Here is a 21,169-nt window from a genome sequence, read left to right as displayed (position 1 = left end):
TCCTGCGGTTTTTCAAGGGTAGTTCAGCGCTGGCGCAACGCAGCGGCGAGGTTTTACAGAACGTATCGGGCTACTGGCTGGGTGGCGGCACGCACAAGAACTCCTTCGCCAACGTCAACCACGCCTGCGCCGCAAACGACAGCTTGCACTGCCTACGCCACGCCAGCATCAGCCGCCAGTTCAGGGCCGGCGATTGTATTTCCGCGATGCTGAATTGGCTGGCGTCGAGGGTGTCGCAGAACGCCCGGGGCAGCAGGGTGATGCCCACGCCCAGGCGCACCAGGGAGGCGATAAAGTCCCATTGGCTGCTGCGGCCACTGATACGCGGCTCAAAACCGGCCAGGGCGCAGGCATCGAGTACAAATTGGTTAAGGGTGAAGGTGTCATCGTAAAAGATGAATTCGCAGGCTTGCAGCTCGCTCAGTTCAACTGAGCTGCGCCCCTGCCAGGGCGAGTCATGGGGCGCGAGCAGGCACAGTGGCGATTCGAACAAGGGCATGGATTCAAATTCGGACCAGATGTCCGCCACGCGCGGCGAGTCCAGGATGGTGCCGAACTCCAGGGTGCCTTGGCGCAGGTCCTGGATGGTGATGTTGCCGCCGCTTTCGAACAGTTTCAGTTCGATTTTCGGATAACGGGCGTGATACGCCGCAAAGATCGGCGCCAATGCGAGGTGGGTGGAGGGCGAAAGCCCCATGCGCAGGGCGCCGCGCTCGACCTGCTGGAGGTCTTGCAACTCCACGTTCATCTCATCGTGCAGCGCGATCATTTCCCTGGCGCGCTTGAGCACAATTTCCCCGGCGTCCGTCAGGGTGAAGCGTTTTCCCATACGGTCCAGCAGCTTCAGCCCAAGGCTCGCCTCCAGTTGCTGCACCATTTTGCTGACCGTTGGCTGGGTCAGGTGCAGCTTCACTGCGGCCTTGGTGAAGCTCTGCTGGTCCACGACTTCTACGAAATAACGAAGCGCCCTGATGTCCATCTTGCATTCCAATTTCGCATGGTTTTCATAAGATTAATTCATTATATCTTTAAAAAATGGCTGGATAAGATTTGTTACATCTGTTCCCAGCCAGCGTACCCGGTGATGCCGTAAGGGCCTTGCCAGACGCTTCCATGGCCAGATTTCTCGCAGTGTATGAATCAAAGGCAACGCTATTTCTGGAGAGCAATTGTGCTTAACAAAACGCGTCATTCTTTTTCCGGTTCTGATGAGATGTCTCAGGGAGCGCGCTTCGTTAAGGAGTTGCTGGTGCAGGCGCAGATCGAGGTCAACGGGCCGTCGGCTGCGGATATGCAGCTGTACCACGGTGGCACGTTCGACCTGGCCCTGGCCAAAGGCAACCTTGGTCTTGGCGAGGATTACATGGATGGCGGTTGGGACGCCGAGGCGCTGGATGAGTTTTTCTACCGGCTTATGCGTTCCGGGGTGATCGACCAGGCCAACCCGGCCACCTTGTTGTTTCACGCGTTCAGCTCCCGGTGGTTGAACCTGCAAAACAAGAAACGCGCCTGGCAAGTCGGCGAGGCGCATTACGACCTTGGCAATGAGTTCTACGCGCGCATGCTCGACTCGCGCATGACGTACACCTGTGGCTACTGGAAAGACGCCACCACCCTGGAGCAGGCGCAGTTCGCCAAGCTGGACCTGATCTGTAAAAAGCTCGGACTCAAGCCGGGCATGCGCGTGCTGGATATCGGCTGTGGCTGGGGCAGTTTCATGAGCCATGCTGCCGAGCACTATGGTGTCGAGTGCGTTGGCGTGACCATTTCCAAAGAGCAGGCGGAGTGGGGCCGCGCCAAGTATTCACATCTGCCGATCGAGTTTCGTCTGCAGGACTATCGGGATATCGACGAGCAGTTCGACCATATCGCCAGCGTCGGCATGTTTGAGCATGTGGGCCGCAAGAACCATCGGGCGTATATGGAGGTAGCCAACCGCTGCCTGAAGGACGATGGGCTGTTCCTGTTGCACACCATCGGCAAGAACCAGCGCAACAGCACGCCGGATCCGTGGATCGACAAATACATCTTTCCCAACGGGGATTTGCCCTCGATCGGGCAGATTGGCGACGCCATGGACGGGTTGTTTGTTGCCGAGGATTTGCACAACTTTGGCGCCGACTACGACAAGACGCTGATGGCCTGGTGCGAAAACTTCGAACGGGCGTGGCCGGATTTTGCCGAAACCTTCGGGCGGCGTTTCTACCGGATGTGGCGCTATTACCTGCTGTCGTGTGCAGGGGCGTTTCGCGCGCGGGATATCCAGTTGTGGCAGTGGGTATTGTCGAAGAAGGGGGTTGTCGGCGGGTATCAGCGGGTGAGCTGAAGGTTACAACGGTTTAGCGGGGACAGGCGAAACCTGCCCCGGTTGGGCCGGTTTATTCGGCGGCCGATGTCAATCGCGCTTCCAGTTCCGCCACCTTGGCCTCAAGGCTTTCCAATCGCGCCCGAGTGCGCGCCAACACCACCATCTGGCTATCAAACTCTTCCCGGCTTACCAGGTCCAGCTTGCTGAAACCGCTTTGCAGCAGCGCTTTGAACTGGCTTTCAATTTCATTGCGCGGCAGCGGCGTGTCGCTGCTGAACAGGCGGGAGGCGTGGCCGCTCAGGGCGTCGAGGAGGTCTTTGGGCGCGAGCATGGGAAATCGTCCGGAAAATCTGTTGGCCGGCAGTGTATCACGCAGCGTCTATAGTCATTTCCAGCAGCGGCGGCGCACGCTTTTCGCGCATGGGGACGGGCGGTCGCGCACCGTTTTCGTGCGTATCTTCGCCGTCGTAGCGCCCGGTAGGTGGGCGCGAGCGAACAAAGGACTGATTTCAGTGATTTTTACGGAGCTGGCAAGCTTTCTGCTTAGACGATCATGACCCATGCACTGATGCAGTCGCTGTGACGATGCAGTGCGCCGACGGAGCGGGGTAGGTTTCGTCACCAGTGGTTAGCGAGCGTCGCAATGGCAAATGCCAAGGCGACGAAGCGTTACAAAGCCAGGCACTGCGCTTAGACTTGAGACGGGTTTGTTTTCCTGGGGCAAGTCCACCAATTCGGGAGAGAGTTTTCATGAAGCTAGTCACTGCCATCATCAAGCCGTTCAAGTTGGACGATGTACGCGAGTCACTGTCCGAGATCGGCGTGCAGGGCATTACCGTTACTGAGGTCAAAGGCTTCGGTCGGCAGAAGGGTCACACCGAGCTGTATCGCGGCGCGGAATACGTGGTCGATTTCCTGCCAAAGGTGAAGATTGATGTCGCCATTGACGACAAGGATCTTGACCGGGTTATCGAGGCGATAACCAAGGCCGCCAACACCGGCAAGATCGGTGACGGCAAGATCTTCGTGGTCAATCTGGAACAGGCTATTCGCATCCGTACCGGCGAAACCGATACCGACGCAATCTAAGCCGCCAAACCCCAACGCCCCAGGAGAAAACAATATGACTCTGCGTAAATTCGCAGGGCTCGGAGCCCTGTTGTCCATCGTAATGCCAAGCCTGGCCATGGCGGCAGACGAAGTGGCTGCTCCAGTCCTCAATTCCGGCGACACCGCTTGGATGCTCACATCCACTGCGTTGGTGCTGTTCATGACCATTCCAGGCCTGGCGCTGTTCTACGGCGGCATGGTTCGCTCCAAAAACATTCTTTCCGTGATGATGCAGTGTTTCGCCATCACTGGCTTGATCACCATCCTGTGGTTCGTCTACGGCTACAGCATGGCGTTCGACACCACCGGGATGGAAGCAGGCGTCGTCAACTTCAACTCGTTTGTGGGTGGCTTGTCCAAACTGTTCCTCTCGGGTGTGACCCCGGCCAGCATCACCGGCCCGGCGGCGTTGTTCCCTGAAGCCGTGTTTGTGACCTTCCAGATGACCTTCGCGATCATCACCCCGGCGCTGATCGTCGGTGCGTTCGCCGAGCGTATGAAGTTCTCCGCGATGCTGATCTTCATGGGCGTCTGGTTCACTCTGGTCTACGCACCGATTGCCCACATGGTGTGGGGCGGTCCGGGTTCGTTGCTGGGCGACTGGGGCGTGCTGGACTTCGCAGGCGGCACCGTGGTGCATATCAACGCCGGTGTGGCTGGCCTGGTGGCGTGCATCGTGCTCGGCAAGCGTAAAGGCTTCCCGACTACCCCAATGGCACCTCACAACCTCGGTTACACCCTGGTGGGCGCGGCCATGCTGTGGGTTGGCTGGTTCGGCTTCAACGCTGGCTCCGCTGCTGCGGCCAACGGCACTGCCGGTATGGCGATGCTGGTGACCCAGATCGCTACCGCGGCTGCTGCGCTGGGCTGGATGTTCGCCGAGTGGGTCACTCACGGTAAGCCAAGCGCTCTGGGCATCGCCTCGGGTGTGGTCGCTGGCCTGGTGGCAATCACTCCAGCCGCTGGCACCGTGGGCCCGATGGGCGCCCTGGTGATCGGCCTGGTTGCCGGTGTGATCTGCTTCTTCTGCGCCACCAGCCTCAAGCGCAAGCTGGGCTACGACGACTCCCTGGACGCGTTCGGCGTTCATGGTATCGGCGGTATCGTGGGTGCGATCCTCACGGGTGTGTTCGCAGCCCCTGCACTGGGCGGCTTCGGCACTGTGACTGACGTGGCGGCGCAGGTCTGGATTCAGGCCAAGGGTGTCGGCTTCACCGTCATTTACACCGCTGTCGTGACCTTCATCATCCTCAAGGTGCTGGACATGGTGATGGGCCTGCGGGTGACCGAAGAAGAAGAGGCGGTTGGCCTCGACCTGGCACAACACAACGAGCGCGGCTACAACTTGTAAGTACGCGAAAAAAAGATGCCCGGCTTGCCGGGCATTTTTTTGCCCGGGGTTTGTCTGTGGCTAAAGGTGTATGGGTTTTTTGGCGACTTTGTGATGGGATCCACACCGCACTTTTCAGTGTGCGAATGTCTTACAGGCATGTAGGCGTATTCGGCACTTTGTTTTTTTCCTGAGCGCGCTAGAATGCGCGCCGATGTGCGGAGAACTGTATGTGGCAACAGACCCTGATAACCCTGCGGGCCAAGCCCCGGGGCTTTCATCTGGTGACGGACGAGTTGCTCGCCGGCCTGCCTGAATTGAAGGCCTGTCGGGTGGGACTGTTGCATTTGTGGCTGCAGCACACCTCGGCCTCGTTGACGGTCAACGAGAATGCCGACCCGGCGGTTCGCCGTGACTTCGAGCGTTTTTTCAATGCGCTGGTGCCGCAAGGCATGGCGGGATATGAACACAACGACGAAGGTCCGGATGACCTGCCTGCGCACTTCAAGGCCAGTCTCCTGGGCTGTCAGTTGAGTTTGCCGGTAAGGGCCGGCCGCTTGGCGATGGGGACCTGGCAAGGTGTTTATCTGGGCGAGCACCGTGATCATGGCGGTGCTCGTAAAGTCCTCGCCACCTTGCACGGTGATGGGGCATAAGCCACTGGTTATCCGGTGGATGTTGATTTTTTCCCGGCGGCCGTCGACAGGTGGCGAAGCTGGGCTATAACTAATCTGCTTTTCGCAAGTCATGAGGTAGAACATGAGCGACGATGATCTGGAAAACGACGACCTCGAAGTAGGCGACGACGAAACCGAAGAAGGTCTTGAGGCGGCTGCCGAAGACGTGGCTGACGACGACGGTGGCGACGATGCACCGGCCCCGGCAGCCAAGGGCAAGGCCAAGGCTGCGGTGTCGGTCGACGAACTGCCGAGCGTAGAAGCCAAGAACAAAGAGCGCGATGCGCTGGCCCGTGCGATGGAAGAATTCCTCGCTAAAGGCGGCAAAGTGCAGGAAGTCGAGGCTAACGTGGTGGCAGATCCGCCGAAGAAGCCTGATAACAAGTACGGCAGCCGGCCTATCTAAGGTCAGCTGTTCGCTTGCTGAAAAAGCCCGCCGTCGCTGCGGGCTTTTTCATGGGCGCTACAAAATGGTTAGGGCCAACACACATCTAAGGATGAAGAGCGTGTGTGGCGAGGGAGCTTGCTCCCGTTGGGGCGCGAAGCGGCCCCTGGTTGGGTCGACGCGTTCTTTCAGAAAGGCCGTCGTGGCTGGTTCAGGGGCCGCTTCGCAGCCCAGCGGGAGCAAGCTCCCTCGCCACAAAAGCCCTTCATCATCAGGTTACGCGTTCCAGCGGGCGAGGAGTGCTGGCAACTCGGTCAGGCTGCGAATCTCGGCATCCGGGCGTTTTTCTGCTTCCCAGGCCTTGCCCGCCGGGTTGAACCACACCGCCCGCAGTCCCGCCTGCTGCGCACCGGCAATGTCATCCCCCGGATGATCACCCACATGCACCGCCGCGCCCGGCTCTACGCCACCGCGCTGCAAGGCTTCCTGAAACAACCGCGCATCCGGTTTGGCGATACCAATGTCTTCAGCCCTCAGGGCAAAGTGAAAGTAATCTGCCAGCCCCACACGCTGAACATCGGCATTGCCGTTGGTAATCACCCCCAGCAGATAGTGCTGGCGTAGCGCGTGGAGCATCGGCTCGGCCTCGGGAAATACCGTGAGCTGGTGCCGGGCGTGGATGAACGCTTCAAAGCACACATCCGCCATCTGCGCCGCTTCCGGCAGCGGATACCCAGCCTCTTCGAAAGCATATTGCAGCACCTTGTGACGCAGCACGCTGATGCGGTATTTCAGCTCAGGATGCCGCTCCAGCACCTGTTGGCGCAGGCTGGCAAACTTCTCCAGGGGCAAGTCGCCCACCTTGGTGGCATGGGTCGCCAACCACTCGCGCATTGACGCCTCGGCGCTGACGATGACCGGCACGTTATCCCAGAGCGTATCGTCCAGGTCGAAGGTGATCAGCTTGATGCTCATGAGTCACTGCCCTTAATGCGTTTGGCCCGTGGATGGGCGCTGTCGTACACCGTTGCCAGGTGCTGGAAGTCCAGGTGGGTGTAGATCTGGGTGGTCTTGATGTCGGAGTGGCCAAGCAGTTCCTGCACCGCGCGCAGGTCCTGTGACGACTCCAGCAAGTGGCTGGCAAAGGAGTGCCGGAGCATGTGCGGGTGCAGGTTTTGCCCCAGCTCGCGCTCGCCGGCGGCCTTGACCCGTACCTGAATGGCCCGGGGCCCGAGGCGCCGGCCTTGCTGGCTGATAAACACCGCGTCATCCGCCGGGTTGGCCAGCGCACGCAGAGGCAGCCACAGCAGCAAGGCTTCGCGGGCCTTTTTGCCCACCGGCAACACGCGGGTCTTGCTGCCTTTGCCGAGCACTTGCACCAGGCCATCTGCCAGGTCCAGTTGATCGAGGTTAAGCCCGGTCAGTTCCGACAGGCGCAGGCCCGAGGAGTAGAACAGTTCGAGGATCGCCTGGTCGCGATGGGCCAAGAAGTCATCTTCCACCGCGCCGTCGAGCAATTGCAGGGCACGGTCGGTATCGAGGGTCTTGGGCAGGCGACGCTCGCCCTTGGGCGGCGCCAGGCCGTTGGCCGGGTCGTGGTCGCACAGGCCTTCGCGGTTCAGGTAGTGATAGAGGCCGCGCACCGCCGACAACAGGCGCGCCAGGCTGCGAGAGGATTGGCCTTGCTGGTGCAGGCGGGCGATCAGGCTGCGCAGACCCTGGATATCCAGGGCCTTCCAGCTGCTAATGTGTTGTTTCTCGCAGAACGCCAGGACCTTGTTCAAGTCCCGCCGGTAGGCTTCCAGGGTATGCGGTGACACCTGGCGCTCGCTGCGCAGGTGAGCGCAGTAGGCGTCCAGTTGTCGTTCCATGGCTAGCGCACCGCGCGCAAGGCGGTGGTGAAGCGCGGCAGGACGCGGCCCAGCACTTCGGCGATGTAGCTCAGGAACAGCGTGCCCACCGAGCTTTTGTAGTGCTGCGGATCGCGGCTGGCGATGGCCAGCACTCCATGCAGCCCTTGATGACTCAGGGCAACCACCGCCGTGGAGCCGATCTGCTGGCGCTGCTCGGCACCAAACAGGAAGTCCAGCTCATGCTCACGCAGGGTGCCGCTGATGGTCTTGCCTTCGGACAGCAAGCCGCCAATGGCAGTCTGGGCATCGCTGCCGCTGACCCAACGCCCTACCGGCATCGGGTTGTCGCTGAACAGGATCAGGCTGACAAAAGGCACCTGGAAGTCCTGGCGCAGGCTGTCTTCGACGGCAATCACCGCTTCTTCCAGGCTGGCGGCGTCCATCAGGGTCAGGACCAGGCGGCGGGTCTTGTCGAAAAGGCGGTCGTTGTCGCGGGCCACGTCCATCAGCTGCGAGAGCCGATGACGCATCTCGATATTGCGCTCGCGCAGGATTTTCATCTGCCGCTCCACCAGCGACACGGTATCGCCGCGCTGGTGGGGAATACGCAGGGCTGGCAGCAGCTCTTCGTGTTCGACGAAGAAGTCCGGATTAGCCTCCAGATACGCCGCAACGGCTGCGGCCTCCAGACTTTCGCTTGGGGATGCTTTCGCGGGTACTTGAGGCTTATCAGTCATTAGATTTGCTCACTCATAGACGGACCTGTCCTTCGTAGACGCGGGTGGCCGGGCCGGTCATTTTCACCGGTTGGCCGGGGCCTGCCCATTCGATGGACAGACGTCCGCCGGGCAGGTCGATCAGCAGTGGCGAATCCATCCACCCCTGGCTGATCGCGGCCACGGCAGCGGCGCAGGCGCCGGTACCGCAAGCCTGGGTTTCGCCGGCACCGCGTTCCCAGACGCGCAAGAGCGCACGGGAACGGTCGATGACCTGCAGGAAACCCACGTTGACCCGCGCCGGAAAGCGCGGGTGGTTTTCGATCTTCGGCCCAAGTTCGTGAACCGGTGCGCTGTTGATGTCATCGACCCGCAGCACGGCATGGGGGTTGCCCATGGACACAGCAGCCAGGTTGACGGTCTTGCCGTCCACGTCCACGGCGTAGCTCAGCGCTTGCTCGGTGGCCTGGAACGGAATGTCCGCCGGCACCAGCCGTGGGGCGCCCATATTGACGCCGATCTGGCCGTCGCTGCGAATATCCAGCTCGATAATGCCGCTTTTGGTCTCGACGCGAATCTGCCGCTTGGCGGTCAGGCGCTTGTCCAGCACAAAACGGGCGAAACAGCGGGCACCGTTGCCGCACTGTTCCACTTCTGAGCCGTCGGAGTTGAAGATCCGGTAACGGAAATCCACTTCCGGGTTGCTCGGTGCTTCCACCAGCAACAATTGGTCGAAGCCGACACCGGTGTGCCGGTCGCCCCACAACTTGGCGTGCTTGGGCAGGATGTGCGCGTGCTGGCTGACCAGGTCGAGAACCATGAAGTCATTGCCCAGCCCGTGCATCTTGGTAAAACGCAGCAACATGGCCTTACTCCGGCAGCAGGCTTTCGCCAGCAAACAACTCGGCTACCGTCTCGCGGCGACGCACTTCAAACGCTTGATCACCGTCCACCAGCACCTCGGCGGTACGTCCGCGGGTGTTGTAGTTGGAGCTCATGACAAACCCGTAGGCACCGGCCGAATGCACCGCCAGCAGGTCGCCTTCTTCGAGGGCCAGCTGACGCTCCTTGGCCAGGAAGTCGCCGGTCTCGCAGATCGGACCGACCACGTCGTAGGTGCGGCCTTCGCCCGCGCGTGGCTTGACGGCCGTCACATCCATCCAGGCCTGGTACAGCGCCGGGCGGATCAGGTCGTTCATCGCCGCGTCAACGATGGCGAAATCCTTGTGTTCGGTGTGCTTGAGGTACTCGACCTGGGTCAGCAGCACGCCGGCATTGGCGACAACGTAGCGGCCCGGCTCGAACATCAGCGTCAGGTCGCGGCCTTCGGTGCGCTCGCGCACGGCCTTGATGTAGTCGCAAACCAGCGGCGGCTCTTCATCGCGATAACGCACGCCCACGCCGCCACCGAGGTCGATGTGGTGCAGGTAGATGCCGCATTCGCCGAGACGGTCGATCAACGCCAGCAGGCGGTCGAGGGCGTCGAGGAACGGTGGCAGGCTGGTCAGTTGCGAGCCGATATGGCAGTCGACGCCCAATACTTCCAGGTTCGGCAGTTGGGCGGCGCGGATGTACACGTCCTCGGCGTCGGCAATGGCGATGCCGAACTTGTTCTCTTTGAGACCGGTGGAAATGTACGGATGAGTGCCGGCATCTACGTCCGGGTTGACCCGCAGGGAGATCGGCGCGCGTACGCCCATCTCGGCGGCCACCCCTTGCAGGCGCTCCAGCTCGTCGGTGGATTCAACGTTGAAGCAGTGCACGCCTACTTCCAGGGCCCGGCGCATGTCTTCGCGGCTCTTGCCGACGCCGGAGAACACGATCTTGTCAGCCTTGCCACCCGCCGCCAGCACACGCTCAAGCTCACCACGGGACACGATGTCGAAACCGGCGCCCAGGCGCGCCAGGACATTCAGTACGCCCAGGTTGGAGTTGGCTTTTACCGCGTAGCACACCAGGCTTGGCGTGCCTTCCAGCGCGTCGGCAAAGGAGCGGTATTGCGCTTCGATGTGGGCACGGGAGTACACGTACGTCGGGGTACCAAAGCGCTCGGCAATGGCGGACAGCGCGACACCTTCCGCGAACAGCTCGCCGTCCCGGTAGTTAAAAGCGTCCATGATGTTCCCTTAGTAGGTGTCGTGCTTGTGCGCTTTGGTTTGCGACGATTGCGCCTGTTCATTCGGGTCTTTGCTGTCATCGGGCAGATACAGCGGGCCTTTTTGACCACAGGCACTAACGAGGCAAGCGACCGCGACGAGCGCAGCAAGGGAAGAGATCAGGCGCTTCATGGCGAAATCCTTGAATATGCATTAATTGCGCCCGAGTATACCGACCACCCGCCGGATTGCCTATGTGCCGAAATACCCGTCCGGCGGGGCTTTGCCGAGTTTGTCGCGATTGCGCTTACGCTAATCAGGGATAATTCACGCGGCTGCGGGTAATGAAATCGGTATCCTTTGCAATCATGATGGCGCGTCCGTATTGTGCGGCGCTTGAGCGAGACCAGACACTTTTCGAGGTTCCCACAATGAGTTTGACCGAAGCCCGTTTTCACGACCTGGTGGATTCGACCCAGCAAGCGCTGGAGGATATTTTCGACGACAGCGGTCTGGATGTGGACCTGGAGAACTCGGCCGGTGTGCTGACCGTCAAGTTCGAGAGCGGCCAGCAACTGATCTTCAGTCGCCAGGAACCGCTGCGTCAGCTGTGGCTGGCTGCGCGTTCCGGTGGCGTTCACTTCGACTACGACGAAGAAAGCGGCAAATGGCAGTGCGACAAGAGCGAAGAGTTGTTGGGCGAGATGCTCACGCGCCTGGTCCATGAATATACCGGCGCCGAGCTGGACTTCGACGAGATCTGATCGTGACGCAGCCCGCACCCGTACGCCCGCCCAAGCCGCTGTTCAGCAATGTCAGCCCGGCGGTGCCGTCACCTTGTATCAGCTTATGTCGGCTGGATGAGCACAAAGTCTGCCTCGGCTGCTTCCGCCATGTGGAAGACATCCGCGAATGGCGCTCCGCCGATGATGCGCGGCGCCGCGTGATCGTCGCCCAGGCCGAGCAGCGCAAGGCCTGCGCCTGAGGCCGTCTTGTTTATTTATTGTGCTGTGGTAGTGTCCGGATACACCTCAACTCATCGAGGTCCGTGAGAACCCCGCCTTTTCCTGGCGGGGTTTTGCTTTTTTGTGCAGAAAAAAGGAGTCTGCCTGAATCATGACCGCACCTTCCATCATCCTCACCCGTCTTGACGTGCAGCGTCTTGAGCAACTGATCGACCGTGTCGGCGAGGCATCGCCGGGCGTTGAAGCCCTGCAACACGAACTCGACCGCGCCGAAGAAGTGGTTGGCCACGATGAAGTGCCTGCAACGGTCGTGACCATGAACTCCAGTGTGCATTGCCGCGAACAAGGCAGTGGCAAGGACTATCACCTGACCCTGGTCTACCCCAAGGACGCGAACGCCGACGAAGGCAAAATCTCGATCCTGGCTCCAGTGGGCAGTGCATTGCTGGGCCTGCAAGTCGGCCAGCACATCGACTGGCCAGCACCGGGTGGCAAGACTCTGAAGCTTGAATTGCTCGGCGTCGAAGGCCAGCCGAAAGACGGTGGCGCCTTTCCTCTCTAAACCTGGTTCAGCGCCTCATTGAGCGCCAGTTCCAGATCAGCCTTGTAGCGCAGGTACAGATTGCTCGGGCTTTGAACATCACCGAGCAGGCCGGACAGGTCCAGATCGGTGATGTAGCAGCGGTAGCGCTCGGCCTCCCGGCGTTGCCCGACGATTTGCTGGGCGACCACCGCAAACAGTTGGTCGCCAAATTCCAGCTCGGAAAACTCCCGTTGATTGCAGTACAAGGTGATCCCCACCTGGCCCGGCGCTGCCTTGCCGATAATCGCCTGCACGTCGTAGAACGGTTTATTGGCCGGGGTTTGCGGCGCAGGGCGCGGTTCGGCCCTGCGTGCCCGGCCGGTGCCAGACGGCAACAGCTGGTAATACAGGATTTGCACCGCGCCAAGGGGTTGTTGCGGGTCCAGCGGCAGCAGCGCGTCACGGCGATAAATGATCGACTGCAGGAAGCGTTGCAGCGGCACCAACAGGCTTTGCTCGTCGTGAAACGGCAGGCGCTGCTGCCAGAGCGCGTTGAATTCATCCAGCACGTACAGCTCGGCAACCCCTTCGTTGATCCGGTAGAACACCTGCACGCAGTCGGGCAGGCCCATCGGCAGCAACAGCGCCAGGTCGTGGTCTTCGAGGGCCATGCTGTCCAGGTGCAGCGGGCTGTAGCTGGCCAGCTCTTCGCTGAGGTAGGCGATCAACGCGTCCTGGGTCGCCAGTGACACATGGTTGGCTTGGCCGGGCGTCAACTCCATCACGTGGTAGTGCTGTTGTACCTGCACCAGGTAGCGATGGTTTTCCTGGCTGAGCAGCAGGTTTTGCGCGGTGTCGAAGATCTCTTCCACGCGCTGGGCAATGAATTGCGCGCGGTTGTGGCAGAAGCAGCGCACGCGCAATCTCGGCAAATGATTGGCCGGCAGTTGATTGAGGTAGTCGCGCAGGCAGTCGAGCAGCGCGTGGGGGCCGTCGTAGCGGCTGACCATCACCTCGTTCCAGCTGTTGAGGATGACCTGGTCCAGGGTCAGCACCAGGTTTTCCCGCACGCCCGCATAACTCAGGGAGTCGGTGCGCTCGGTGGTCATCAAAATATTCAGGTCGCGGTGGTGCTTGAGCGGGTCGACGCCGACGTTGATCAACAGCAGCACTTCCTCGGGCACCGCCGAGCGCAACAGGCGTTCTTCATCGACGCTGGCCAAGGGCAGGACGACGGTCTGTTGCAGGCCGCCCAGCAGGTTGAACAGCTCGAATTCGGTCATGTCGCTGCTGCCGGGGTGCAAAGCCAGGCGGGTGCTGCTGTCGATCACGCCGTTGCGGTGGCACCAGGTGAGCATTTCCAGCAGGTCGCGGCTGCGCTTGATCGGCGCGAAGTGCTCCCATTCCAGGGCGGTCAGGCTGCCGTTGTACAGGCCCCAATGATGCTGGCCCGGCTCTTTGCGGTTGGGCGACTGCACCAGGGTCAGGGTGTCTTCGGCAAGATCGGGCGCAATGCCGGGGTTGATGAACTCGACCTTGCCGGCCTTGCGCTCAAAAGCGGCGTACAGGCGCCGGCCGAGCACATTGAGGTCGCGCTTGTTGATCAGGCTGACGGTCTGTTCGGTGCGGGCAAACTGGGTCAGGAAGCGATAGCTGTAGTTAAGCTCGTTCACCAGCGCCCGGCGCTCGGAAGCCACCTGGCGGACTTTCCATTGGCTGCGGCTGTCCAGCAGGGCCAGTTGGCGCTGGTCCCAGCCCCATTCACGGGCCAGGCGCTCCAGTAGCAAGCGTTGCCAGCGGTCGGTGCGTTGGCCGGCCGTGAGTTTGCGGTTGACCTTCAGGTACAGGGCGCGCCGCACCAGTTCCAGGCGCTCCGGCTCGTTGCGGGCCTTGAGGTATTCCTCGATGCGGCGGTAGACCACGATGTACGGGTCCAACTCGTCGAGGTCCATCTGGTTGGCAAACACCGCGCGTTTGAAGCGCAAGCTCAGGCACTGCACCTTCGGGTGTTCGCTGGCGTAGACCTCGGTCAGCAGGAGTTTGAGTACCGACTTGTAGGGCGATTCGATGCCCTTGAACAATTGCCACAGGCCGGCGCCGATAAATTCACCCGGTGGGATGTGAGCCAGATGGCCCAGGTCGAGGGTTTCATCGGCGCGGATAAAGCGCTTGGAGATCAGCGCGTGGGTGAATTCTGCATAGCGGGTTTCTTCATACACCGGCACCAGCCACCAGATCGGCGTGCGCCCGGCCAGCCAGATGGCGGTGCGGTAGAACTCGTCCAGCAGCAGGTAATGTTGGCTGGTGCCGCAGTCTTCGGAGCTGAGCTGGGTGTCACGCTCGCCCTGGATAAACCGCGTGGGCTCGATCAGGAAAAAATGCGCCTCGGCGCCCATGCTCAAGGCCCAGGTTTCCAGCAACTGGCATTTTTTGCGTAGCTCGGCCAGCTCGTTCTCACTGAGATCGGCAGCGTGGCAGACCCACACGTCCATATCACTTTGATCGGCCTGGGCCAGCGTGCCGAGGCTGCCCATCAGAAACAGGCCATGAATCGGCCGCGGTGGGTTGCCGTGTCGGGGCTTGTAGGAAAACGTGCGGGTCAGGCGCTGAGCCTCGGCCAAGGCTTGTGCGTCGGGTTCAAAATTCGACAGGCCGGCCGGCGTGCTGCCCGACACATAGCCCGGCAGCAGCGGATGGTTGACGTGAAAGAACAGCGGCAGCAGCGTCAGTACGCTTTGCTGGCGTGGCGTCAGCCCTTCGACGGCCCGGGCCATGCGGCCCTCGTTCAGGGCCAGAAACCGCGCGCGCAACTGGGTCAGCACCTTGCGGTCGATGCCTTCGTCCAGGTCGGGGCGGATTTCGTGGGTGCGGGTCATGTCGAACTCGGTGGCTCGCAGGGCCCGACATGGGCGGCCGTGTAGGAGTTTACAGCCAGTAGCGTAGGAGGTTTAGCGGGATTTTGTTTTTGGCGCCAGAATTTTATCCCGGGCGCAGAAATGCCCGCGGAATCCGTGAAAAGAGGATCCCGTGGGCGATACGAGGTGTCAGGCGGCTTCTTTGCTGGTCGTCAGGATAATCAGCAGGCTTTGTGCGTGTTCGGCAGCATCCCGGCCAAGGCTGGTGAGGTAGCCACCATCTGGCTGGTCGATCAGGTCTTTATCAAACAGGCGCCGGGCAGCGGCAATGGCAGTAGGAGCGGCAGTCTGATGAACTTTCAGACCTTCCTGGGAGCTGCCCAGGTTGAAGAGTGCAAGGATTTCCAGTTCGGCAACCAACTCAGGGGTATACGACATAAGGACTCCAGACTTTCTAGGAATTTTTAGACGTTAGCAGCCATAAGGTGAACGCACTTTGGCGAGCTGTCCAGTCGGAACTCATGCAGTGTTGATGTGGGGCAGGATTGTGGCCAGCAAGCGCTTGCTGGCCAGCGCGGTGTCGGGCTTATTGCTTCTCGGGCGGTAGCTCTGGCAGGGCGCGCAAGGCAGTTTCATACCATTCGGTATTGAAGGCGCGGTCTTCTTCGAGCAAGGCGTCGATTTCGATGGCGAGTACGTGGGCCATCATTTGCAGGATGTCTTCGCGCTCGTAGCCCACCAGGGTCAGCTTGTTGAACGTGGCCTTGGCGGCGGGCGGGTTGTCGCTTTCGAGCTGGTTTTCGATCGCTTCAATCAAGGTGGTCTCGGCGAACTCTTCTTCGTCGTTGTCGATATCGGTTGGCTCGCTCATGGCAGGCTCCTGAAGGAAAGGGCGCCAGTCTACCCCCATTCACTCGGCTGATGCTGCTGGTCAGGCGTGGCATCCCGTTCTATAACCACTGCTGCCAACCCCGTACACGGCCTGGAGGCTTTGTGATGCTCAAGCTTTATGGATTTTCGGTCAGCAACTACTACAACATGGTCAAACTGGCGCTGCTGGAGAAAGGGCTGCCCTTCGAAGAGGTGCCGTTCTACGCAGGCCAGACCCCTGAAGCATTGGCCGTGAGCCCGCGGGGCAAGGTGCCGGTGTTGGGTGTCGAACAAGGCTTTATCAACGAAACCAGCGTGATCCTCGAATACATCGAACAGACCCAGGGCGGTCGATCGCTGCTGCCCAGCGATCCGTTTCAGCGGGCCCAGGTGCTGGCGTTGTGCAGGGAAATCGAGCTGTACATCGAGCTGCCGGCCCGGGCGTCTTTTGCCGAGGCGTTTTTCGGGATGCCGGTGCCGGAGGCGATCAAGGAGAAGTCCAAGGCGGAGTTATTGCTGGGGATCGCATCGTTGGGGCGGCACGGGAAGTTCGCGCCGTATGTGGCGGGGGACAGTTTCACGATTGCGGATTTGTACTTTGTGTACAGCGTGGACCTGGCGTGTGCCGTGGTTGGGAAGCTGTTTGGGCTGGACCTGTTGGCTGAGTTGCCGAAGGCCAGGGCGTTGCTGGAGCGCTTGCAGGCGTTGCCGAATGCCCGGCGGGTAGCGGCGGACAAGGAAGCGGCGATGCCGGCGTTTATGGCGATGATTGCCGCCAAGAAATAAAGACTGCTTTTGTGGCGAGGGAGCTTGCTCCCGTTGGGCAGCGAAGCGGCCCCAAAAATGGGACTGCTGCGCAGTCCAGCGGGAGCAAGCTCCCTCGCCACAGGTTCAGTGTTCGCCCCTATTTGCCGGGGTACTTACCTTTGGGTTAGCGGCTGGCGAGCAGTTCCTGGCCGCGAACCACGGCAGCCTTCACCTGCGCCGGCGCAGTCCCGCCGATATGGTTACGGGCATTCACCGAGCCTTCCAGGGTCAGTACCGCAAACACGTCCTGCTCGATCTGGTCGCTGAACTTACGCAGCTCTTCCAGGCTCATTTCCGCCAGGTCCTTGCCGGTGTCCACACCGTATTTCACGGCATGCCCGACGATTTCGTGGCAGTCACGGAACGGCAGCCCACGGCGTACCAGGTAGTCGGCCAGGTCGGTGGCGGTGGAGAAACCACGCAGGGCCGCTTCACGCATGATGGCGTGCTTGGGCTTGATCGCGGGGATCATGTCGGCAAAGGCCCGCAGCGAGTCGCGCAGGGTATCGGCGGCGTCGAACAGCGGCTCCTTGTCTTCCTGGTTGTCCTTGTTGTAAGCCAGCGGCTGGCCTTTCATCAGGGTCAACAGGCCCATCAGTGCGCCGAATACACGGCCGCTTTTGCCACGCACCAGCTCAGGCACGTCGGGGTTTTTCTTTTGCGGCATGATCGAGCTGCCGGTGCAGAAGCGGTCCGGCAGGTCGATGAACTGGAATTGCGCACTGGTCCACAGCACCAGCTCTTCGGAGAAACGCGACAAGTGCATCATCGCGATGCTGGCCGCGGCGCAGAATTCGATGGCGAAGTCACGGTCCGACACGCCGTCCAGGGAGTTACCACCCACCGCGTCGAAACCCAGGAGCTGCGCGGTGTATTCGCGGTCGATCGGGTAGGTGGTGCCAGCCAGTGCGGCGCTGCCCAGAGGCATGCGGTTGGCACGCTTGCGGCAGTCCACCAGGCGCTCGTAGTCGCGGCTGAGCATTTCGAACCAGGCCAGCAGGTGGTGGCCGAAGGTCACAGGCTGGGCGGTTTGCAGGTGGGTGAAGCCGGGCATGATGGTACCGGACTCACGCTCTGCCTGCTCCAGCAGGCCTTTTTGCAGGCGGGTGATTTCGGCCAGGATCAGGTCGATCTCGTCCCGCAGCCACAGGCGGATGTCGGTGGCCACCTGGTCGTTACGGCTGCGACCGGTGTGCAGTTTCTTGCCGGTCACGCCGATGCGGTCGGTGAGGCGGGCTTCGATGTTCATGTGCACGTCTTCCAGGTCGACGCGCCAGTCGAAGGTGCCAGCTTCGATCTCACCACGGATGGTGGTCAGGCCGTCGATGATGCTGTCGCGCTCGGCGTCGGTCAGTACGCCGACCTTGGCCAGCATCGTGGCGTGGGCGATCGAGCCCATGATGTCGTGGCGGTAGAGGCGCTGGTCGAAGGTGACGGAGGCGGTGAAGCGCGCGACGAAGGCGTCGACGGGTTCACTGAAGCGGCCGCCCCAGGACTGGTTGGTCTTGTCGGTGCTCATGGATTCGCTCGTGATCTGCTGGAAAGAGGGCATGAAAGTGTGGCGCCGATAATAACAGGGTTGCCCCCGGAGGCGAGGATGCGGGGGCGCGGCATTTTTATTTGTTTCCAAGATGGCTAAGTGCCTTGCCGCCGGACTCGCGCAGGACGAGACTGGAGCCAGGACCGAACGGGGGTTTAAAACTTGCGGTCTTGGGTAAACAAAGCGTGTTTATTGAAACGATATTTGACGATTGAGCAATATCGTCTTCACGAGCGTCTACAGTGCACTGATAGAGCGTCGCGCTGACAGACGGTGCATTGCACCAATGCCGGGCGATGAGGTCGAACTCCAGGCTAACCATTAGAGAGGGGGTGTTCGTATTGTGTATCAGCAAACCCTACGACGATGCCCAAAGGCAGCAGGCTTTGGGCGCGATTGAACAGGTCCGGGTAAATATTGGTGCCACTCTCGGGGCACTTTTTGCCGCTCGCGCTAGTCTTAGCGTGGATCGCCGTGACGGAAGTCACCGCACCTGTCTACGCTATCCTTGTGCGAGACTCACGCAGGAATCCAGCGCAATATGAATGTCCTGATCGTTGATGACGAACCCCAAGCCCGCGAGCGACTGAGCCGTTTGGTCAGTGAACTTGAGGGTTACAGTGTCCTTGAGCCGAGCGCCACCAGTGGCGAAGAAGCCTTGGCCCTTATTGACAGCCTCAAGCCGGACGTCGTGTTACTCGACATCCGCATGCCGGGCCTTGATGGCTTGCAGGTAGCTGCCCGCCTGAGCGAGCGAGAATCGCCGCCTTCGGTGGTGCTGTGCGCCTCCCAGGATGAGTTCTCCTCCGAGGCTCTGGATGCCAGTGGCGCCAGCTTCCTGGTCAAGCCGATCAATGCCGATGCGTTGCTTCGGGCCTTGAAAAAGGCCGAGCGTCCCAATCGCGTCCAGCTCGCTGCCTTGACCCAGCCCGCGGCCCAGGGCGGCAACGGGCCGCGCAGCCATATCAGTGCCCGCACCCGCAAGGGCATCGAACTGATTCCCCTGGATCAGGTGGTCTATTTCATCGCCGATCACAAGTACGTGACCTTGCGTCACGAGGCCGGTGAAGTGCTGCTCGATGAGCCGCTCAAGGCCCTGGAAGACGAATTTGGCGACCGCTTTGTGCGCATCCACCGCAATGCGCTGGTGGCACGCGAGCGTATCGAACGTCTGCAGCGCACGCCGCTTGGGCACTTTCAGCTGTTCCTGAAAGGCCTCAATGGCGACGCCTTGATCGTCAGCCGGCGCCACGTCGCCGGCGTGCGCAAGATGATGCAGCAGCTTTAGCCCAAGGGCTGACGCGAGCTTCACCGCCCATATCCCGGTGCGACGCGGCCAGGGAGGCCCCGCACTTGCTGATTCAAATCAAAGCGCATTTGCCTGAGCTGTTATTATCTGCCGTATCTATTCAGTACGGATTGATCCATGTCCTCTCGCGAAATCCGCATCGCCACCCGTAAAAGTGCCTTGGCCTTATGGCAGGCCGAGTACGTCAAAGCACGTCTTGAGCAGGCTCATCCTGGCCTGAAGGTGTCCCTGGTGCCCATGGTCAGTCGCGGCGACAAGCTGCTTGATTCGCCATTGTCGAAAATCGGCGGCAAGGGCCTGTTCGTCAAGGAACTGGAAACCGCTCTGCTGGAGAACGAAGCCGACATCGCCGTGCATTCTATGAAAGATGTGCCCATGGACTTCCCCGAAGGCCTGGGCCTTTTTTGCATCTGCGAGCGCGAAGACCCGCGCGATGCTTTCGTTTCCAATACCTACGCCTCTCTTGATGAACTGCCGCTGGGCAGTGTCGTCGGCACCTCCAGCCTGCGTCGCCAGGCACAGTTGCTGACCCGCCGCCCAGACCTGCAAATCCGCTTTCTGCGGGGCAACGTCAATACCCGCCTGGCCAAGCTCGACGCCGGTGAATATGACGCGATCATCCTCGCGGCAGCCGGCTTGATCCGCCTCGGTTTTGAAGACCGCATCACATCGGCCATCAGCGTCGAAGACAGTTTGCCGGCTGGCGGGCAGGGCGCCGTGGGGATCGAATGCCGCACCGTCGACAGCGAAATTCACGCGCTGCTCAAGCCACTGGATCACCAGGACACAGAGATTCGCGTCACCGCCGAACGCGCCTTGAACAAGCACCTCAACGGTGGCTGCCAAGTGCCGATCGCCTGCTACGCGGTGCTTGAAGGTGAGAACCTCTGGCTGCGTGGGCTGGTGGGCGATCCGAGTGGTGGGTTGCTGCTCACCGCAGAGATCCGCGGGCCACAAAGCGAAGCGACCAGCCTGGGGATCAAAGTCGCCGAGGAACTGCTGGAGAAAGGCGCCGGTGCCATTCTGCAAGCGGTGTACGGCGAGGCCGGGCCGCAGTGACGCAATGGCGTGTGCTGCTGACGCGGCCTGCCGAGGAGTCGGCAGCGTTGGCCGCGACGTTATCTGAAGAAGGTATTTTCAGCAGCAGCCTGCCGTTGCTGGAGATCGAAGCGCTGCCCGTCACGCCTGAGCAACACGCGATCTTTCGCGAGCTGGACCGTTATTGCGCGGTGATCGTGGTGAGCAAGCCGGCGGCGCGCCTGGGTTTGCAGTTATTGGCTCAACACTGGCCACAGCCACCGGCATTGCCATGGTTCAGCGTCGGTGCTGCTACAGCGCAGGTGCTGGCGGACCACGGCCTTGATGTCAGCTATCCCAAGGAAGGCGACGACAGTGAAGCCTTGCTTGAACTGGTCGCCTTGCGCGAGGCTATCGCCCGGCCTGGGGCCCGGGTGCTGATCCTGCGGGGCGAGGGCGGGCGCGAGTTGCTGGCTGAGCGTTTGCGCGAGCAAGGTGCTAGTGTCGACTATCTGGAGTTGTATCGCCGTTTCCTGCCGGATTACGACAGTGCAACCCTGATCCAACGCATAAACGTGGAACGCTTGAACGGCGTGGTGGTCAGCAGTGGGCAGGGTTTTTTACACCTGCAAGCCCTGGCCGGCCCGGATTGGCCCCTGGTGGCACAGCTGCCATTGTTCGTGCCCAGCCCACGAGTCGCCGAGATGGCCCGTGTCGCTGGTGCGCAAGAAGTTGTGGATTGTCGTGGCGCCAGTGCCGCGGCTTTGTTAGTGGCGTTACGGAGTTTCTCCGTTCCCACTCTCTAATA

Annotated in this window: 24 protein-coding genes; 12 read left to right on the top strand and 12 right to left on the bottom strand. The window is 61.0% G+C overall.

Annotation, left to right across the window (positions count from 1 at the left end):
• Positions 1-70: 70 nt before the first annotated feature.
• Positions 71-979, bottom strand: a complete 909-nt coding sequence (locus SNL23_RS19265; protein ID WP_076013130.1) for a LysR family transcriptional regulator — start codon at positions 977-979, stop codon at positions 71-73.
• A gap of 234 nt (positions 980-1,213) precedes the next feature.
• Between SNL23_RS19265 and cfa the strand changes: the two genes are divergently transcribed.
• Entirely contained in the window at positions 1,214-2,326 is a 1,113-nt protein-coding gene (cfa, locus tag SNL23_RS19260) for a cyclopropane fatty acyl phospholipid synthase (protein WP_318303133.1), read from the top strand.
• 52 nt (positions 2,327-2,378) lie between these two features.
• Here cfa and SNL23_RS19255 read toward each other — a convergent pair whose 3' ends face one another.
• On the bottom strand, positions 2,379-2,639 hold the full coding sequence (locus tag SNL23_RS19255; RefSeq protein ID WP_318303132.1) for an accessory factor UbiK family protein: 261 nt from the start codon (positions 2,637-2,639) through the stop codon (positions 2,379-2,381).
• 419 nt (positions 2,640-3,058) lie between these two features.
• Between SNL23_RS19255 and glnK the strand changes: the two genes are divergently transcribed.
• The 4 genes from glnK to sutA all read left to right on the top strand — a co-directional run bounded on the left by glnK (position 3,059) and on the right by sutA (position 5,831).
• Positions 3,059-3,397, top strand: a complete 339-nt coding sequence (gene glnK, locus SNL23_RS19250; protein ID WP_002555808.1) for a P-II family nitrogen regulator — start codon at positions 3,059-3,061, stop codon at positions 3,395-3,397.
• Between the two features lie 34 nt (positions 3,398-3,431).
• The gene (locus SNL23_RS19245; protein ID WP_318303129.1) at positions 3,432-4,769 is read left to right on the top strand and encodes an ammonium transporter; all 1,338 of its coding nucleotides are present in this window, start codon (positions 3,432-3,434) and stop codon (positions 4,767-4,769) included.
• Positions 4,770-4,978: 209 nt separating this feature from the next.
• Positions 4,979-5,404 carry a secondary thiamine-phosphate synthase enzyme YjbQ gene (locus SNL23_RS19240; RefSeq protein WP_017476675.1) on the top strand — a complete coding sequence of 142 codons (426 nt, stop codon included), beginning with the start codon at positions 4,979-4,981 and terminating at the stop codon, positions 5,402-5,404.
• A 103-nt stretch (positions 5,405-5,507) separates the two neighbouring features.
• Positions 5,508-5,831, top strand: a complete 324-nt coding sequence (sutA, locus tag SNL23_RS19235) for a transcriptional regulator SutA (RefSeq protein WP_076013127.1) — start codon at positions 5,508-5,510, stop codon at positions 5,829-5,831.
• 255 nt (positions 5,832-6,086) lie between these two features.
• Here sutA and SNL23_RS19230 read toward each other — a convergent pair whose 3' ends face one another.
• From SNL23_RS19230 to lptM, 6 genes are read right to left on the bottom strand one after another with little or no spacing between them, the layout of a single operon-like run.
• On the bottom strand, positions 6,087-6,785 hold the full coding sequence (locus SNL23_RS19230) for an HAD family hydrolase (RefSeq protein WP_076013126.1): 699 nt from the start codon (positions 6,783-6,785) through the stop codon (positions 6,087-6,089).
• Positions 6,782-7,681 (bottom strand): tyrosine recombinase XerC, encoded by a 900-nt coding sequence (xerC, locus tag SNL23_RS19225; RefSeq protein WP_076013125.1) that lies wholly within the window; start codon positions 7,679-7,681, stop codon positions 6,782-6,784. The genes SNL23_RS19230 and xerC overlap by 4 nt, the downstream gene beginning before the upstream one ends.
• 2 nt (positions 7,682-7,683) lie before the next feature.
• Entirely contained in the window at positions 7,684-8,400 is a 717-nt protein-coding gene (locus tag SNL23_RS19220; protein WP_010168025.1) for a DUF484 family protein, read from the bottom strand.
• A 13-nt stretch (positions 8,401-8,413) separates the two neighbouring features.
• Positions 8,414-9,244, bottom strand: a complete 831-nt coding sequence (gene dapF, locus SNL23_RS19215; protein ID WP_003208798.1) for a diaminopimelate epimerase — start codon at positions 9,242-9,244, stop codon at positions 8,414-8,416.
• Between the two features lie 4 nt (positions 9,245-9,248).
• Entirely contained in the window at positions 9,249-10,496 is a 1,248-nt protein-coding gene (lysA, locus tag SNL23_RS19210) for a diaminopimelate decarboxylase (protein WP_318303126.1), read from the bottom strand.
• 9 nt (positions 10,497-10,505) lie between these two features.
• Positions 10,506-10,667, bottom strand: a complete 162-nt coding sequence (gene lptM / locus SNL23_RS19205) for an LPS translocon maturation chaperone LptM (protein WP_003208801.1) — start codon at positions 10,665-10,667, stop codon at positions 10,506-10,508.
• Between the two features lie 239 nt (positions 10,668-10,906).
• Between lptM and cyaY the strand changes: the two genes are divergently transcribed.
• The 3 genes from cyaY (at position 10,907) to rnk (ending at position 12,002) form a co-directional block, all read left to right on the top strand.
• Positions 10,907-11,239, top strand: coding sequence for an iron donor protein CyaY (gene cyaY, locus SNL23_RS19200; protein ID WP_076013122.1), 333 nt, complete (start codon positions 10,907-10,909; stop codon positions 11,237-11,239).
• Between the two features lie 2 nt (positions 11,240-11,241).
• Positions 11,242-11,460 carry a DUF1289 domain-containing protein gene (locus SNL23_RS19195; RefSeq protein WP_010168015.1) on the top strand — a complete coding sequence of 73 codons (219 nt, stop codon included), beginning with the start codon at positions 11,242-11,244 and terminating at the stop codon, positions 11,458-11,460.
• Between the two features lie 131 nt (positions 11,461-11,591).
• Complete coding sequence (gene rnk / locus SNL23_RS19190) at positions 11,592-12,002, top strand: nucleoside diphosphate kinase regulator (RefSeq protein WP_017476667.1); 411 nt, start codon at positions 11,592-11,594, stop codon at positions 12,000-12,002.
• Here the strand turns inward: rnk and SNL23_RS19185 are convergent.
• The 3 genes from SNL23_RS19185 to SNL23_RS19175 form a co-directional block, all read right to left on the bottom strand.
• On the bottom strand, positions 11,999-14,839 hold the full coding sequence (locus SNL23_RS19185; protein WP_167664015.1) for a class I adenylate cyclase: 2,841 nt from the start codon (positions 14,837-14,839) through the stop codon (positions 11,999-12,001). The two genes, rnk and SNL23_RS19185, sit on opposite strands and share 4 nt — an antisense overlap.
• A 168-nt stretch (positions 14,840-15,007) precedes the next feature.
• On the bottom strand, positions 15,008-15,256 hold the full coding sequence (locus tag SNL23_RS19180) for a TIGR02647 family protein (RefSeq protein WP_076013120.1): 249 nt from the start codon (positions 15,254-15,256) through the stop codon (positions 15,008-15,010).
• 148 nt (positions 15,257-15,404) lie between these two features.
• Positions 15,405-15,689 (bottom strand): hypothetical protein, encoded by a 285-nt coding sequence (locus SNL23_RS19175; RefSeq protein ID WP_076013119.1) that lies wholly within the window; start codon positions 15,687-15,689, stop codon positions 15,405-15,407.
• A 125-nt stretch (positions 15,690-15,814) separates the two neighbouring features.
• Between SNL23_RS19175 and SNL23_RS19170 the strand changes: the two genes are divergently transcribed.
• Positions 15,815-16,474, top strand: a complete 660-nt coding sequence (locus tag SNL23_RS19170; protein WP_318303123.1) for a glutathione S-transferase family protein — start codon at positions 15,815-15,817, stop codon at positions 16,472-16,474.
• A 145-nt stretch (positions 16,475-16,619) separates the two neighbouring features.
• On the opposite strand, the gene argH is transcribed toward SNL23_RS19170, so the two are convergent.
• Positions 16,620-18,014, bottom strand: coding sequence for an argininosuccinate lyase (argH, locus tag SNL23_RS19165; RefSeq protein ID WP_076013117.1), 1,395 nt, complete (start codon positions 18,012-18,014; stop codon positions 16,620-16,622).
• A gap of 562 nt (positions 18,015-18,576) precedes the next feature.
• Between argH and SNL23_RS19155 the strand changes: the two genes are divergently transcribed.
• From SNL23_RS19155 to SNL23_RS19145, 3 genes are all read left to right on the top strand, one after another.
• Positions 18,577-19,323, top strand: coding sequence for a LytR/AlgR family response regulator transcription factor (locus SNL23_RS19155; protein WP_017476662.1), 747 nt, complete (start codon positions 18,577-18,579; stop codon positions 19,321-19,323).
• A gap of 138 nt (positions 19,324-19,461) precedes the next feature.
• The gene (hemC, locus tag SNL23_RS19150) at positions 19,462-20,403 is read left to right on the top strand and encodes a hydroxymethylbilane synthase (RefSeq protein WP_003208822.1); all 942 of its coding nucleotides are present in this window, start codon (positions 19,462-19,464) and stop codon (positions 20,401-20,403) included.
• Positions 20,400-21,167 (top strand): uroporphyrinogen-III synthase, encoded by a 768-nt coding sequence (locus tag SNL23_RS19145; RefSeq protein ID WP_318303121.1) that lies wholly within the window; start codon positions 20,400-20,402, stop codon positions 21,165-21,167. Before hemC ends, SNL23_RS19145 begins: the two co-directional genes overlap by 4 nt.
• The last annotated feature ends 2 nt before the right edge of the window (positions 21,168-21,169 follow it).

The organism is Pseudomonas sp. SED1 (assembly GCF_034044025.1).
Taxonomy (GTDB): Bacteria; Pseudomonadota; Gammaproteobacteria; order Pseudomonadales; family Pseudomonadaceae; genus Aquipseudomonas.
The sequence above is the reverse complement of the archived record's forward strand: the minus strand, read 5'-3'. Positions and strand labels throughout refer to the sequence as shown.